Source organism: Streptomyces tanashiensis, assembly GCF_014648895.1.
GTDB lineage: Bacteria > Actinomycetota > Actinomycetes > Streptomycetales > Streptomycetaceae > Streptomyces > Streptomyces tanashiensis.
The window spans coordinates 107,771-121,933 of the sequence record NZ_BMRZ01000010.1 but is presented as its reverse complement, the minus strand read 5'-3'; the positions used below and the strand labels follow the sequence as shown (position 1 = coordinate 121,933).

Sequence of the window (14,163 nt, the reverse complement as noted above, 5' to 3'; positions counted from 1 at the left end):
CGCGAGGATGGCCCCATGAAGCCCATCATCTCCGCAAGCGAACTGCTGAGCGAGTCGGCCGGGGCTCGGCCGCCGGTCCTCCTGGACGTCCGCTGGACGCTCGGCGGGCCGCCCGGGCGGCCCGCGTACGAGGCCGGACACCTTCCCGGCGCGGTCTACGTCGACCTGGACGCGGAACTCGCGGGACCGCCCGGGAGCGGCGGGCGCCACCCGCTGCCCGACCCGGAGGCCTTCGGAGCCGTGATGCGCCGGGCCGGTGTCTCGGCGGACCGGCCGGTCGTCGTCTACGACGGGGGCCTCGGCTGGGGAGCGGCCCGGGCCTGGTGGCTGCTCCGCTGGGCGGGCCACCCGGACGTGCGCGTCCTCGACGGGGGCCTCGCGGCCTGGACCGGGGAGCTCACGGAGAAGGTCCCGACGCCGGACCCGGGCGACTTCCGGCCGGAGCCGGGCGCCCTCGGGCTGCTCGACGCCGACGCGGCGGCGGCGCTGCCCGGCACGGGGCTGCTCCTGGACGCGCGGGCGGCCGAGCGCTACCGCGGGGACGTGGAGCCGATCGACCGGGTCGGCGGGCACATCCCGGGCGCCGTCTCGGCCCCGACGACCGAGAACGTCGACGCCGACGGCCTCTTCCTGGCCGCCGAGGTCCTGCGGGACCGCTTCACCGCGCTCGGCGCGGCCGAGGGCACCCCGGTCGCGGTCTACTGCGGCTCGGGCGTCTCGGGCGCCCACGAGGTGCTCGCCCTGGGGATCGCGGGCATCCCCGCGGGCCTCTACGCCGGTTCCTGGTCGGAGTGGTCCTCGGACCCCACCCGCCCGGTCGCCACGGGCCCGGACCCGCGCTAGGACCTGTCTTCCGGACCATGCGGGGCTCCCCGGCGCCGAACGCGAAGGGCCCGCGCCCGTGCCGTACGCGGCGCCGTACCGGAAGAGCCCGCCCCCGTGCCGTACGCGAAGGGCCCGCGCCGTCGAGTGGCGCGGGCCCTTCCCGTACACGCGTGTGCGTACGGCGGTCAGTCCTGCTTCTTCCTGCGGGTGCCGAAGACGATCTCGTCCCAGCTCGGCACGGCGGCGCGACGGCCCGGGCGGACGCCGTCCGCCTCGGCCTGGCGGTCCGTGGCGCCGTGCAGCCGGTCGCGGTGACCCGAGACCGCGCGCGGCATCAGGACGTCGGCGTAGGCCGAACCCGCGCCCGCCGAGGCGGCCGGGGCCGGCGGCTCCTCCGCCTCCGCCTCCTCCGAGGGCTCGCCGTCCGGCTGCTCGGGCACGACCATGTCGCCGCGGAAGCTCGGCACGGCCTCCAGGAGGCTCGTCAGCGAGTCCCGCTCCTCCTCCGGCTCGACGGGCGCGGGCGCCCGCTCCAGCTGGCGGTCGGACCGGTCGATCTGGCGGTCCAGGGCACGGTCGAGCGGCCGGTCGCGGGGCAGCCGGGCGATGCGGGGCACGAAGGGGAAGCTCGGCTCCGGCGCGGCGGCGATCGTGTCGTCCGTCTCGCCGATCAGGGCCCGTGCCTCGTCGTCCACGGCCTGGACGAGTCGCCGCGGCGGGTCGTACGTCCAGCTGGCCGTGTGGACCTCGCCCGCCACCCGGTAGACGAGCAGCACCTCCCAGGTGCCGTCGTCGCGCCGCCAGGAGTCCCACTGCACGGTGTCCTTCTCGGCGCCGCGCAGCAGGAGCCGCTCCTGCACCGCCTCGCCGAGCTGCGGGCCGCTGTTCTCCCCGGGCCTGCGGACCGGGGTCTTGCGGGCCCGCTCGGCCATGAAGGCACGCTCCGCGAGCACGGGGCCCTCGAAGCGGCGCACGCGGTCGACGGGGATGCCGGCGAGCTGGGCGACCTCCTCGGCGGAGGCACCGGCTCGTATCCGCGCCTGGATGTCACGGGGGCGGAGGTGGCTCTCCACCTCGATCTCGATCTGGCCGAGGCGCGCGCGGTCGTTGCGCACGGCGGCACGGAGCCGCTCGTCGATCGGAAGTGTGTACTCCGTGCTGTCAGCAGCCTTCAGCACCAGTCGTGTGCCGTCGTTGGAGACGGCCACGACACGCAGTTCGGGCATGGGGACCTCCCGGGTGGTGCCTGCCGACGTCACGTGCGTCGCTGCTTCCGCTAGTCGAGTGTGGCCTGCCCGGGTGCAGCCTGCCACTACCTTGCCGAGTTGCCCGGCGTGTCGGGCATGGACCCTGGAACGCCGTTATGGCACGGTTACCTGTTCGCTACCCGGAGTGACTGGCGGTCACTCTGTGCAGTCGATTCCCGCGCGATGCCGAGGCGCCGCCGGTTCGAGCGCCGTCTCCGGCCCCCTCCCCGTGATCCAGGGCACCCGTGAGGGCGTCCGGACCCAGGGTTCGCCAATGTACTCCATTCGGGCCACCTGGGTGGACCGGCGCGCCGCCCAACTTCTCGGGCGGTACGGGAGTTGAGTCTCCGTGATCTTCCCCCGTACGTGTCACTCTTCACAGAAACAGCAGAAACGGAACTATTCGCTTCTCCCGTTTGTCCCTTCTGAGTGCAAGGCGAACGGATGAGCCACCAGGGGTCGGAGATGCGTCACAGGCCGGAAACCGACAGGGGCGAGGCGGAGGAGGCGAAGGAGAACGGCAGGAGAAGGATCGACCTGAGCGTGGCTCAGGTCTCCGGCAGCGCCCTGGCCGCGGTCATCGCCGCCAAGCTCGCCTCGACCCTCGGTGTGTACGGCACGATCCTCGGCGCCGGTGTGATCAGTGTCATCGCCACCTGCGGCGGCCCGCTCTTCCAGCACCTCTTCAAGCGCACCGGCGAACAGGTCCGCGACGCGACCGCGGCGGCCAAGCCGAAGGCGCGTCAGGTCCCGGTCCCGGCCGGGCCGCAGGACGACCGCACCCTCATGCTGGGCACCGTCCCGGCCCCGCCGCCGTCCGACGAGGAGTTCGGCGAGGCGACCACCCACGGGACCCGCGTCCGGGGCTGGAAGCGCCCGGCGATCGCCGCCGCGCTCGTCTTCGGCGTCACCATGGGCGGCATCACCGCCTACGAACTGGTCTCCGGGCAGGACTTCAGCGGCAAGCAGGGCACGACCACCTTCGGCTCCGTCGTCCGCGGCGGCGGGAGCACGGGCCAGGACGCACCCGACCGGGACCAGGGGCCCACGCCCGCGCCGTCGGGCCCGGCGGACGGCACCGGGCGGCAGGAGAGCGGCGCGGGCACCCCCACGACGGGATCCACGCCGACCCGGGAGCCGGCCACCGGGACGCCGTCGGCGGAGCCCACCCCCTCCGGATCCGCCGACGGAGGCACGACGCCCGCCCCGACGCCGACCGGGCCGACGACGGAACCGACCGCGCCGACCCAGGAGCCGACGGCCACCGGCACGGGGCAGCCCGAGACCCCCTCGGCCCCGACACCGGCCGGAGCCGACGCCGGGACCGGCACGGGAGCCGAGTGACCGTCAGTCGCCCAGGACCCGGCGCAGGTAGTCGTTGGCGAACAGCCGGTCCGGGTCGAGCCGGTCGCGCAGCGCCGTGAACTCGGCGAAGCGCGGGTAGGCCTCGGAGAGGTAGGCGGCGTCGCGGGTGTGGACCTTGCCCCAGTGGGGCCGGCCCCCGTGCGCCGTCATGATGCGCTCCACCGCGGTGAAGTACGCGCGGTGGGGCGTTCCCCTGTAGAGGTGGACGGCGATGTAGGCGGTCTCCCGCCCCGAGGCCGTGGACAGGGCGATGTCGTCCGCCGGGGCCGTGCGCACCTCCACCGGGAAGCTCACCTTGAGCGGCGAGCGCTCGACCATCGCCTTGAGCTCGCGCAGCGCCGCGACCGCCGCCTCACGCGGGAGCGCGTACTCCATCTCCAGGAAGCGGACCCGGCGCGGCGAGGTGAAGACCTTGTACGGGATGTCGGTGTACGTACGGGCCGACAGGGCCCGGCTGGAGACCTTGGCGATCGACGGGATGACCGGCGGCACCGCGCGGCCCAGCGAGCAGGCGAGCTGGAAGACCCCGTTGGAGAGGAACTCGTCCTCGATCCAGCCGCTGATCCGGCCGGGGGGAGCGGCGGGGCCCGCGCTGCGGTTGTTGCGCTTGGTGTTGCAGTTGTCCGTGTGGGGGAACCAGTAGAACTCGAAGTGCTCGTTCTCCGCGTGGAGCGCGTCGAAATCCGAGGTGACCCGGTCGAAGGTCATCGGCTCCTCGCGCGCGGTGAGCAGGAAGACCGGCTCGACCGCGAACGTGAGGGCCGTGACGACACCGAGGGCGCCGAGGCCGATCCGGGCGGCCGCGAAGACCTCCGGATTCTCCTTCTCCGAGCAGGTGAGCAGCTCGCCCGAGGCCGTCACCAGTTCCAGCTCGCGGATCTGCGCGGCTATGGACGCCGACTCGCGGCCGGTGCCGTGCGTGCCGGTGGAGGTGGCGCCGGCGACGGTCTGCTCCATGATGTCGCCCATGTTCGTGAGCGACAGGCCCTCCCGGGCCAGCGCCACGTTGAGCCGCTTCAGCGGGGTGCCCGACTCGACCGTCACGGTCATCGCCTCGCGGTCGATGCGGCGGATCCCGGTCAGCAGGCCCGGCCGGATCAGTACGCCGTCGGTGGCCGCGATCGAGGTGAAGGAGTGGCCGGTGCCGACCGTCTTGACCCGCAGTCCGTCCTCGGCCGCGCGGCGCACCGCGTCGGCGAGCTCCTCGGCCGAGGCCGGGCTCACCTCCCGCACCGGGCGGGAGGTGACGTTCCCCGCCCAGTTACGCCACGGGCTGCTCGCCGTCCTGGCGCTCCCCGAGCCCGCTGTCCCCGCTGCTGTCGTGCTGCCCACGCTGCCCCTCCCGGTTCGGCGCCGGCCTGCTCAGCCGGCGGTGTCCGAGGAGACCCACCGCGACCGCGAGCGCACCCGAGACGACGGGCACCACGTACCCCGCCTCGGCCCCCGACGCGTCGACCACCCAGCCGGCGGCCGAGGAGCCGAGCGCCACGCCGACCGCGAGCCCGGTACCCGTCCAGGTCATGCCCTCGGTCAGCTTGGTGCGCGGTACGTGCGCTTCGACGAGGGCCATGGTGGTCACCATCGTCGGTGCGATGGACAGGCCCGCGACAAAGAGCGCCACGGCCAGCAACGGCAAGTTCCCGGCCAGTAGGAGGGGGATCATACTCACGGCCATCGCGCAGACGCCCAGGAGCCACCGGCGGGACGGTTCGCCCTTGAGGTGGAGCAGTCCGAAGACGGCGCCGGCCAGGCCGGAACCCAGCGCGTAGACGGCCAGGACGAGGCTGGCGGCGGCCTTGTGGCCCTGCTCCTCGGCGAAGGCCACGGTCACCACGTCCACCGAGCCGAAGATGGCACCGGTGGCGACGAAGGCGAGGGCGAGCACCTGGAGGCCGGGGGAGCGGAGCGCGGAGGTGCCCCGGGCGTCCCGCTGGGGGTGGGGGACCGGCTCCGTGGCGCGCTGCGAGGTCAGCCAGAAGACGCCGACGGCCAGGAACGCCCCGGCGAACAGCGGACCGGCCTCGGGGAACCAGGCCGTCGACAGACCGATGGAGAGGATCGGGCCGAAGATGAAGCAGACCTCGTCGACGATCGACTCCCAGGAGTACGCCGTGTGCAGGCGCCGCTCCTCGCCCCGGTAGATCTCCGCCCAGCGGGCGCGCGTCATGGCGCCGACGCTCGGCACGCAGCCGATCACGGCGGTGAAGACGAAGAGGGTCCAGTCCGGGGCCTTCTGCTGCACGCAGAGGAGGAGTCCGGCGGCCGCGGCGAGCGAGACCAGCGTCACCGGGCGGAGCACCTTGCGCTGTCCGTGCCGGTCGACCATGCGCGAGACCAGCGGGCCGAGGACCGCGGCGGACATCGCGAGCGTCGCCGAGAGCGCGCCGGCCAGGCCGTACCGGCCGGTGACCTGAGAAATCATGGTCACGATGCCGATGCCCATCATGGACAGCGGCATGCGGCCGAGGAATCCCGCGACGGAGAACGAGGCGGTTCCGGGCGCCGCGAAGATCGCGCGGTAGGGACTGGGCAAGAGAGGTCCTTGGTCAACACGTGTAATTAACAGCTAAAGCCTACGGTGTTGAAGTCGATCGGTCATCCCCATTTTTCGGACGAACGGATTTCCGGGCGAACGGATCCGGAGGGCGACGTCGCGGACGAAGGCCACGGACGGGCCGCGCCCCTCGCCGCCGGAGGCGGGTGGGAGGATCGGTGCCATGTCCGATCAGCACGATCCCGCCCCGTACGACGCCCTGCTGCTGCTCTCGTTCGGCGGCCCCGAGGGCCCGGACGACGTGGTCCCGTTCCTGGAGAACGTGACGCGCGGCCGAGGCATCCCGAAGGAACGGCTCAAGGAAGTGGGGCAGCACTACTTCCTCTTCGGCGGCGTCTCCCCGATCAACGACCAGAACCGCGCGCTCCTCGACGCGCTGCGGACGGACTTCGAGCAGGCCGGGCTCGGTCTGCCGGTCTACTGGGGAAACCGGAACTGGGCGCCGTACCTCACCGACACCCTCCGCGAGATGATCACCGACGGGCGGCGCCACATCGCCGTCCTCACCACCAGCGCGTACGCCTCCTACTCCGGCTGCCGCCAGTACCGCGAGAACCTCGCCGACGCCCTCGCCACCCTGGAGGCGGAGGGACTGCCGCTGCCCCGCGTCGACAAGCTCCGGCACTACTTCAACCACCCCGGCTTCGTCGAGCCGATGATCGAGGGCGTCCTCGCCTCCCTCGCGGAACTCGACCCGTCCGTGCGGGACGGCGCCCACCTGGCCTTCACCACCCACTCCATCCCCGACTCCGCCGCCGACAGCTCCGGCCCGGTCACCGAGCACGGCGAGGGCGGGGCCTATGTGCGCCAGCACCTCGACGTGGCACGGGTCATCGCCGACGCGGTCCGCCGGGAGACCGGCATCGACCACCCCTGGCGGCTCGTCTACCAGTCCCGCAGCGGCGCCCCCCACATCCCGTGGCTCGAACCCGACATCTGCGACCACCTGGAGGAGCTGCACGGGGCCGGCGTGCCCGCCGCCGTCATGGTCCCGATCGGCTTCGTCTCCGACCACATGGAGGTCCTCTACGACCTCGACACGGAGGCCACGGCCAAGGCGGCCGAGCTCGGCCTGCCCGTGCGGCGCTCGGCGACCGTCGGCGCCGACCCGCGCTTCGCCGCCGCCGTCCGCGAGCTCGTCCTGGAGCGCGCCGCGAACGAACGGGGGACCAGGGCCGAGCGGTGCGCCCTCGGCGCCCTCGGCCCCTCCCACGACCTCTGCCCGATCGGCTGCTGCCCGGCCAGGGCGGAGCGGCCCGCCGCGGCCGGCGCCGACAGCCCGTACGCCTAAGGAGCCCGCGTGACCGCCGTATCCGACCCTCTGCTCACCGAACTGCTCGACCTCGCCCTGGAGGCCGCCCGGCGGGCCGGAGCGCTGCTGCGCGACGGCCGGCCGGACGACCTGGCCGTGGCGAAGACCAAGTCGAGCCCCATCGACGTGGTCACCGAGATGGACATCGCCGCCGAGAAGCTGATCACCGGCTTCCTCTCCGAGCACCGCCCGCAGGACGGCTTCCTCGGCGAGGAGGGCGCGTCGAGCCCCGGGACCAGCGGGATCCGCTGGGTGATCGACCCGCTCGACGGCACCGTGAACTACCTGTACGGCCTGCCCACCTGGGCGGTCTCGATCGCCGCCGAACGGGACGGCGAGACCGTCGTCGGCGTGGTCGAGGCCCCGATGCGCGGCGAGACCTACCGGGCCGTCCTCGGCGGCGGCGCGTACGCGGGGGAGCGGCGCCTCGCCGTCCGCCCCTCGCCCCCGCTCGACCAGGCCCTCCTCGGCACCGGCTTCGGGTACGTCCAGTCCCGCCGCGCCCACCAGGCGGACGTGGCGCAGCGGGTCATCCCGCGCGTCCGCGACATCCGCCGCGGCGGCTCGGCCGCCATCGACCTCTGCGACGTCGCGGCCGGCCGCCTCGACGCGTACTACGAGCGCGGCCTCAACCCCTGGGACCTCGCGGCGGGCGCGCTCATCGCCCGCGAGGCGGGCGGCCTCACGGGCGGCCGCCCCGGCGAGCAGGAGTCCGGCGAGCTGACCGTCGCGGCCTCCCCGGGCCTCTTCGCGCCGCTCCAGGAGCTCCTGGAGGAGCTGGGGGCCTGGCACGACTGACGGGCCGGGAGGCGGACGCACGGAGGCCCCGGTGCCGGGACGGCGCCGGGGCCCACGCGTGCGTACGGGTCGAACAGGTGGGACGGGTCAGACGCCCGGCGCGGAGACCTCCACGCCGTGCTCGGCGGCCAGTCGGTGCAGGTCGTCCAGCTCCGCCTGCTCCATCTCCGCCAGGTAGTCGTCGCCCGTCTCACGGGCCCGCGTGAGGTCTGTCTGCGTGGTCCTGATGCGGTGCAGCAGTCCTGCGGTGAAAGCGTCCATCGTGCGCCCCCTCCTCGTGGGTCCGGTGGCACGGGGGTGTGCCGAGGGTGGGTGGATCACACACTGCGAACTCTGGGGGACAGAGAGCGGTAGGTGGCGCGCCACATACAGGGCGTGATCACGGGGTGTGCAGTCGTCCTCCCCAGCCCCTTCCTCAGAGAAACCTCAACTGGCCCGAGAATCCGGTGAATTCTTCGTTCCGGCCCGCGCGCCCCATCGCGCGCCCCCCGCTCACCACCCTCCCGCCCCCGGCCCCCGACCGCCGTCTTACAGCCGGTTTACGCGCGTACGGGGCAGGATGGACGCGCACAGTCAGTGCTCAGGTTTCAGCCGGTCCCCACCCCGGACAGCGGCTCAACGGGAAGGATGTACGACGTGCGCGTACTCGTCGTCGAGGACGAGCAGCTGCTCGCCGATGCGGTGGCCACCGGACTGCGCCGGGAGGCCATGGCCGTCGACGTCGTGTACGACGGCGCCGCGGCGCTGGAGCGCGTGGGGGTCAACGACTACGACGTCGTCGTCCTCGACCGCGACCTCCCGCTCGTCCACGGCGACGACGTCTGCCGCAAGATCGTCGAGCTCGGCATGCCCACCCGCATCCTGATGCTCACCGCCTCCGGCGACGTCAGCGACCGCGTCGAGGGCCTGGAGCTCGGGGCGGACGACTACCTCCCCAAGCCCTTCGCCTTCACCGAGCTCACTGCGCGCGTGCGTGCCCTCGGCCGCCGCACCACCGTCCCGCTCCCGCCGGTCCTGGAGCGCGCCGGCATCAAGCTCGACCCGAACCGCCGCGAGGTCTTCCGCGAGGGCAAGGAGGTCCAGCTCGCGCCCAAGGAGTTCGCCGTCCTGGAGGTCCTCATGCGCAGCGAGGGCGCCGTCGTCTCGGCCGAGCAGCTCCTGGAGAAGGCCTGGGACGAGAACACCGACCCCTTCACCAACGTCGTCCGCGTCACCGTCATGACCCTGCGGCGCAAGCTCGGCGAGCCGCCGGTCATCGTCACCGTCCCCGGTTCCGGGTACCGGATCTGACCTGATGGCCACGACTCCCGCGCCCCACCCCCAGGCGCCGCCGAAACCGACCTGGGACCCCCGGGACCCCGTCCGGCCGCTGCTGCGCCCGACCATCCGGATACGGCTCACGCTGCTGTACGGCGGCATGTTCCTGATCGCCGGCATCCTGCTGCTGTCGATCATCTACCTCTTCACCGCCCAGGCACTCAGCGACAGCACCTCCCAGCTGCCCTTCAAGGTCGTCAACGGCACCGTCCAGCCCACCACCTCCTGGTGCAGGCTGCCCGAGTCGCCCACCGGCGACCAGCTCAACGACGCCGTGACGCTCTGTCTGCGGCACCAGAGCGACCTCGCCCTCGACGACCTCCTCCGGAGGTCCCTCTTCGCCCTGCTCGGCCTCAGCATCATCGCCTTCGCCTTCGGCTACGCCATGGCGGGACGGGTGCTCTCCCCGCTCGGCCGGATCACCCGGACCGCCCGCCAGGTGGCCGGCTCCGACCTGTCGCGGCGGATCGAGCTGGACGGCCCCGACGACGAGCTCAAGGAGCTCGCCGACACCTTCGACGAGATGCTGGACCGCCTGGAGCGGGCCTTCACCGCCCAGCAGCGGTTCGTCGCGAACGCCTCGCACGAGCTGCGGACCCCCCTCGCGATCAACCGCACCCTCCTGGAGGTCCACCTCTCGGACCCAGGGGCGCCGGTGGAGCTCCAGCAGCTCGGCAAGACCCTGCTCGCCACCAACGAGCGCAGCGAACAGCTCGTCGAGGGCCTGCTGCTGCTCGCCCGGAGCGACAACCAGATCATCGAACGCAAACCCGTCGACCTCGCCGAGGTCGCCGAGCGGGGCGTCGACCAGGTGCACGCCGAGGCCGTGGCCAAGGGCGTCGAGATCCGGCGCGAGCTGGATCCCGCCGTCGTCCAGGGCAACGGCGTCCTGCTGGAGCGGATCGCGCTGAACCTGCTCCAGAACGCCGTGCGGTACAACGTGGCGGAGGACGGCTGGGTCGAGGTCACGACCGAGACCAAGGACGGTCAGGCGGTCCTGGTCGTCTCGAACACGGGGCCGGTGGTCCCCGCGTACGAGATCGACAACCTCTTCGAGCCGTTCAGAAGGCTCCGGCAGGAGCGGACCGGCAGCGACAAGGGGGTCGGTCTCGGCCTGTCGATCGCGCGGTCCGTGGCCCGCGCCCACGGCGGCCGTATCATCGCGGAGCCGCGCGAGGGCGGCGGACTCGTGATGCGCGTCACTCTGCCGATCTGACACACTGCACGAGCCGACCGGTTCCGTTCGCTTTGCGCGGAATTCCGGAGCCCCGATCCTGAGACGCTCATGTGTGATCGATCACAGGAGAGGGTGTCCGGCCCTCCACTCTCCGTGACCGAGAAATCCCTCGGAAAACCAGGAAAAGTCCGGGTTTCCGGGGCCCGGAATGACGGGAAGTACACGGGGTGGCGCCCGTGAGGGCCGCCCGGAGGACCGTGTACGGTCCGGTTCGCCACCCGAAGCCGATCACTCGCGAGAGTGCGCGACGGGTGTCGATTGAGTAACAGACCTTGATGTGAGGCAAAATCTCCGCCTCAGGTCGGGCACAAGTCCGACCTCTCACGCGTTACGTGCGCTGGAGACACCGCAACCACCCAGAGGGGGAGAGCGACATGGCAACGGATTACGACACCCCACGCAAGACCGACGACGACGTCGACTCGGACAGCCTTGAAGAACTGAAGGCCCGCCGGAACGACAAGTCGACCTCGACCGTCGACGTCGACGAGTTCGAGGCCGCCGAAGGCCTGGAGCTTCCCGGCGCCGACCTCTCGAACGAGGAGCTGGCCGTCCGGGTCCTGCCCAAGCAGGCCGACGAGTTCACCTGCATGAGCTGCTTCCTCGTGCATCACCGCAGCCAGCTGGCCCGGGAGAAGAACGGCCAGCCGATCTGCCGCGACTGCGACTGAGAACGCTCGGCCGTGGCAGGCGACACACCGTCCCGGAAGCGGCGTCTACGGCTCCCCAGGAGCCCGGAGACGTACAAGGGCGGCTCAGGCCCGGCAGAGGGCGCCCAGGAGGCTCCTGAAGCCGAGCACAGCGCCTCCCTGCCCTCCCTCGGCGCACGTGACGACGAGCGAGGCCTCCCGGCCTCGCTCGAGGCGGTCATCGAGGTCGCCGAGGAGGATCCGGCGCGCCTGCCGGTTCCGCAGGGACAGGGTGAGGCGCCGGCCGGGACGCGGCGGGGCGGACGCCTCGGCGCCGTCAGGCGGCTGGCCGACCCCGCACGGACACAGCTCGACCGGATCAAGATCGACTCCGATCGGATCGACGCCGTCCGGCGCGGCGTCACGCGCGGCGTCCGGCAGGGCGTGAAGCGCGGCGGAGAGAGCGCCAAGGCCGGCCTCGGTCATCTGGCCGACCGGCTGATCGACCTCGCCCCGCGGATCCCCGTCCGCGACCTGGCGACCCTGCGCAGACAGTTCCCCGGGCTCGGCCCCGAGGAGCTCGCCGACAAACTCGTCGCCGGAGCGGCGAACGCGAGCTCGACCGTGGGCGCGGGCGTCGGCGCCGCCGCCATGCTCCCGGTTCCCCCGGCCATGCCGGCCGAACTGGCGGCCGAGATCACCGGCGTCGCCGCCGTGGAGCTCAAACTCATCGCCGAACTGCACGAGGTCTACGGGCTGCGGCCCCCCGGCCGGCTCCCCCAGCGCTCGGCGGCCTATCTGACCTCCTGGGCCGAGGAACGGGGCATCGACCCCACGAAGCCCACCACGGTCAACGCGGCCCTCGGCGGTCAGCTCAAGCGCGAACTGCGCCAGCAGATCATGAAACGCATGGTGCGCAACCTGCCGAACCTCATGCCCTTCATGGTGGGCGCCACCGTCGGCGCCGTCATGAACCGCCGCGACACCAAGAAGCTCGCCGGGCACATCCGCAAGGACCTCCGCGGCCGGCAGGTCCCTTGGGACGCCCTCACGGAGCTGCCCCCGCTGGAGCAGCCGGAGAACCCCAAGGAACTGGGCTTCTAGCCCGAAGGCGGGCTTCCAGCCCCGGCGGACGGCCGGGGCCGGGCTGAGCCGCCGGGACGGGCTGACGCGCCGGGCCGGGCTGAGCCGCCGGGACGCGCGGACGCGCCGCTCGGGGCTGACGCGCCGGTCAGGCGCGCTCCGCCTCCAGGGCGGCGACCAGCGCCTCCGGCACTCGGCTGGACAGGTACACGTACGGCGTCGGGTCCGCCGGGTCCGTCACCGCGACCCGTACCGCCCCCGGCACGTAGCTGCGCATCAGCATGAAGGCGCGCGGGTCCGCCTTGTGCGTGCGCCAGGCGCGCGCCTCCTCGGCGTCGAGTACCTCGGCCGCCCCGAGCGCCGTGACCGGGATCCGGGCGTCGCCCGCCACCAGGGAACCGGCCACCACGCGGATCCGGGCGGAGCCGTACGAGGAGACCGCCACCCCGGCGAGCACCGTCGCCGCGATCAGGCCGCCCAGCGTCGGGACCGTGCCCAGCGGGAACATGATCAGGCCGCCGGAGAGACCGAGCAGACCCACGATCGCCCACCACGAGCGGGGCGCCGTCAGCCGCTCGTCGAAGCGCGGCGCGGCGGAGGGCGCGGGGGAGGGGGCCGGGGACGATGCGGAAGGCTGCATGCGTCCAAGCTTGGCACGGCGCGACCTGCGCCCATCCGCGCGGGTAAGGTCTGCGGCTGTGACTGCAACATCTGCCGCCCTCACCCCGCCGGCCGACGCCATACCGCCGGTACGCCACCCCGACGCGCCGGCCCCCGGCGAGCTGCTCGGAGCGCACTACGAGTACTGCTTCGGGTGCGGCGGCGGGCAGCCCCACGGCCTCCACCTGGAAGCGCGCGCGGGCGAGGGCGTGACCGTCACCGCCGAGTTCACGGTGACCCCCGACCACCAGGGCGCCCCCGGCCTCGCGCACGGAGGCGTGCTGGCCACCGCGCTCGACGAGACCCTCGGCTCCCTGAACTGGCTGCTGCGGGTCATCGCCGTGACCGGACGCCTGGAGACGGACTTCGTGCGGCCCGTCCCGGTCGGCACGGTCCTCCATCTGGAGGCAGCCGTCACGGCCGTGCACGGCCGCAAGATCTACTCGACCGCCGTCGGCCGGATCGGCGGGCCCGAGGGCCCCGTCGCCGTCCGCGCCGACGCCCTCTTCATCGAGGTCAAGGTCGACCACTTCATCGACAACGGCCGCCCGGAGGAGATCCAGGCCGCCATGTCCGACCCCGACCAGGTCCGGCGCGCCCGCGCCTTCGAGGTGAACCCCTGATGCGCAACCCTGTCGACGTACTGATCCGGCGAGTGGACCCGGAGGTGCCGATCCCGGCGTACGGGCATCCCGGCGACGCCGGGGCCGACCTCGTGACCACCGAGGCCGCCGTGCTGGCCCCCGGGGAGCGCGCCGTGCTGCCCACCGGGGTCTCCATCGCCCTGCCGGACGGGTACGCGGCCTTCGTGCACCCGCGCTCCGGTCTCGCCGCCCGCTGCGGAGTGGCGCTCGTGAATGCCCCGGGGACGGTGGATGCCGGGTACCGTGGAGAGATCAAGGTGATCGTGGTCAATCTCGACCCGCGCGAGGACGTGCGGTTCGAACGATTCGATCGGATTGCCCAACTTGTCGTCCAGCAGGTCGAGAAGGTGCGCTTCCACGAGGTGGCGGAGCTTCCCGGTTCGGCGCGGGCCGAGGGGGGCTTCGGGTCCACCGGCGGTCACGCCGCCGTGGACGGCACAACGGGTGGGAATCGATACGCTTCGGTCGTATCCGACCGGGAAGGACAGTGAC

15 protein-coding genes are annotated in these 14,163 nt (G+C 72.8%); 10 read left to right on the top strand and 5 right to left on the bottom strand.

Annotated elements, in window-relative coordinates; genetic code table 11:
- Window positions 1-15 precede the first annotated feature (15 nt).
- Window positions 16-843 (top strand): sulfurtransferase, encoded by an 828-nt coding sequence (locus IE237_RS26515; RefSeq protein ID WP_189804634.1) that lies wholly within the window; start codon window positions 16-18, stop codon window positions 841-843.
- A gap of 167 nt (window positions 844-1,010) precedes the next feature.
- Here the strand turns inward: IE237_RS26515 and sepH are convergent, their stop codons facing one another.
- Window positions 1,011-2,051 carry a septation protein SepH gene (gene sepH / locus IE237_RS26510; protein ID WP_229842906.1) on the bottom strand — a complete coding sequence of 347 codons (1,041 nt, stop codon included), beginning with the start codon at window positions 2,049-2,051 and terminating at the stop codon, window positions 1,011-1,013.
- Between the two features lie 486 nt (window positions 2,052-2,537).
- On the opposite strand from sepH, the gene IE237_RS26505 reads away from it, so the two are divergent.
- Window positions 2,538-3,416, top strand: a complete 879-nt coding sequence (locus IE237_RS26505) for a hypothetical protein (RefSeq protein WP_189804632.1) — start codon at window positions 2,538-2,540, stop codon at window positions 3,414-3,416.
- A 3-nt stretch (window positions 3,417-3,419) separates the two neighbouring features.
- On the opposite strand, the gene IE237_RS26500 is transcribed toward IE237_RS26505, so the two are convergent.
- Both IE237_RS26500 and IE237_RS26495 read right to left on the bottom strand, forming a co-directional pair.
- Window positions 3,420-4,769: a D-arabinono-1,4-lactone oxidase gene (locus tag IE237_RS26500; RefSeq protein ID WP_189804631.1), complete on the bottom strand. Its 1,350-nt coding sequence runs from the start codon at window positions 4,767-4,769 to the stop codon at window positions 3,420-3,422.
- On the bottom strand, window positions 4,699-5,970 hold the full coding sequence (locus IE237_RS26495) for an MFS transporter (protein ID WP_189804630.1): 1,272 nt from the start codon (window positions 5,968-5,970) through the stop codon (window positions 4,699-4,701). Before IE237_RS26495 ends, IE237_RS26500 begins: the two co-directional genes overlap by 71 nt.
- Window positions 5,971-6,154: 184 nt before the next feature.
- Here IE237_RS26495 and IE237_RS26490 point away from each other — a divergent pair, with 184 nt between their 5' ends.
- Together IE237_RS26490 and IE237_RS26485 are read left to right on the top strand one after the other, a co-directional pair.
- Entirely contained in the window at window positions 6,155-7,282 is a 1,128-nt protein-coding gene (locus tag IE237_RS26490) for a ferrochelatase (RefSeq protein ID WP_189804629.1), read from the top strand.
- A gap of 9 nt (window positions 7,283-7,291) precedes the next feature.
- The gene (locus IE237_RS26485) at window positions 7,292-8,101 is read left to right on the top strand and encodes an inositol monophosphatase family protein (protein ID WP_189804628.1); all 810 of its coding nucleotides are present in this window, start codon (window positions 7,292-7,294) and stop codon (window positions 8,099-8,101) included.
- An 87-nt stretch (window positions 8,102-8,188) separates the two neighbouring features.
- Here the strand turns inward: IE237_RS26485 and IE237_RS26480 are convergent, their stop codons facing one another.
- Window positions 8,189-8,362, bottom strand: a complete 174-nt coding sequence (locus tag IE237_RS26480; protein ID WP_189804627.1) for a hypothetical protein — start codon at window positions 8,360-8,362, stop codon at window positions 8,189-8,191.
- Window positions 8,363-8,737: 375 nt separating this feature from the next.
- Here IE237_RS26480 and IE237_RS26475 point away from each other — a divergent pair, with 375 nt between their 5' ends.
- The 4 genes from IE237_RS26475 (at window position 8,738) to IE237_RS26460 (ending at window position 12,388) form a co-directional block, all read left to right on the top strand.
- A complete protein-coding gene (locus IE237_RS26475; protein WP_189804626.1) occupies window positions 8,738-9,391 on the top strand; it encodes a response regulator transcription factor in 654 nt (217 codons plus the stop codon).
- Window positions 9,392-9,395: 4 nt separating this feature from the next.
- Complete coding sequence (locus tag IE237_RS26470) at window positions 9,396-10,634, top strand: sensor histidine kinase (RefSeq protein WP_189804625.1); 1,239 nt, start codon at window positions 9,396-9,398, stop codon at window positions 10,632-10,634.
- 395 nt (window positions 10,635-11,029) lie between these two features.
- Window positions 11,030-11,326, top strand: a complete 297-nt coding sequence (locus IE237_RS26465) for a DUF4193 domain-containing protein (protein ID WP_003955561.1) — start codon at window positions 11,030-11,032, stop codon at window positions 11,324-11,326.
- A 12-nt stretch (window positions 11,327-11,338) separates the two neighbouring features.
- Complete coding sequence (locus tag IE237_RS26460; RefSeq protein WP_189804624.1) at window positions 11,339-12,388, top strand: hypothetical protein; 1,050 nt, start codon at window positions 11,339-11,341, stop codon at window positions 12,386-12,388.
- Window positions 12,389-12,515: 127 nt separating this feature from the next.
- Here the strand turns inward: IE237_RS26460 and IE237_RS26455 are convergent, their stop codons facing one another.
- Window positions 12,516-13,007, bottom strand: coding sequence for a DUF3093 domain-containing protein (locus IE237_RS26455; protein WP_189804623.1), 492 nt, complete (start codon window positions 13,005-13,007; stop codon window positions 12,516-12,518).
- Between the two features lie 58 nt (window positions 13,008-13,065).
- Between IE237_RS26455 and IE237_RS26450 the strand changes: the two genes are divergently transcribed.
- Both IE237_RS26450 and dut read left to right on the top strand, forming a co-directional pair.
- Entirely contained in the window at window positions 13,066-13,650 is a 585-nt protein-coding gene (locus tag IE237_RS26450; protein WP_189804622.1) for a PaaI family thioesterase, read from the top strand.
- Window positions 13,650-14,162, top strand: a complete 513-nt coding sequence (dut, locus tag IE237_RS26445) for a dUTP diphosphatase (RefSeq protein WP_041134307.1) — start codon at window positions 13,650-13,652, stop codon at window positions 14,160-14,162. The genes IE237_RS26450 and dut overlap by 1 nt, the downstream gene beginning before the upstream one ends.
- Window position 14,163 lies beyond the last annotated feature (1 nt).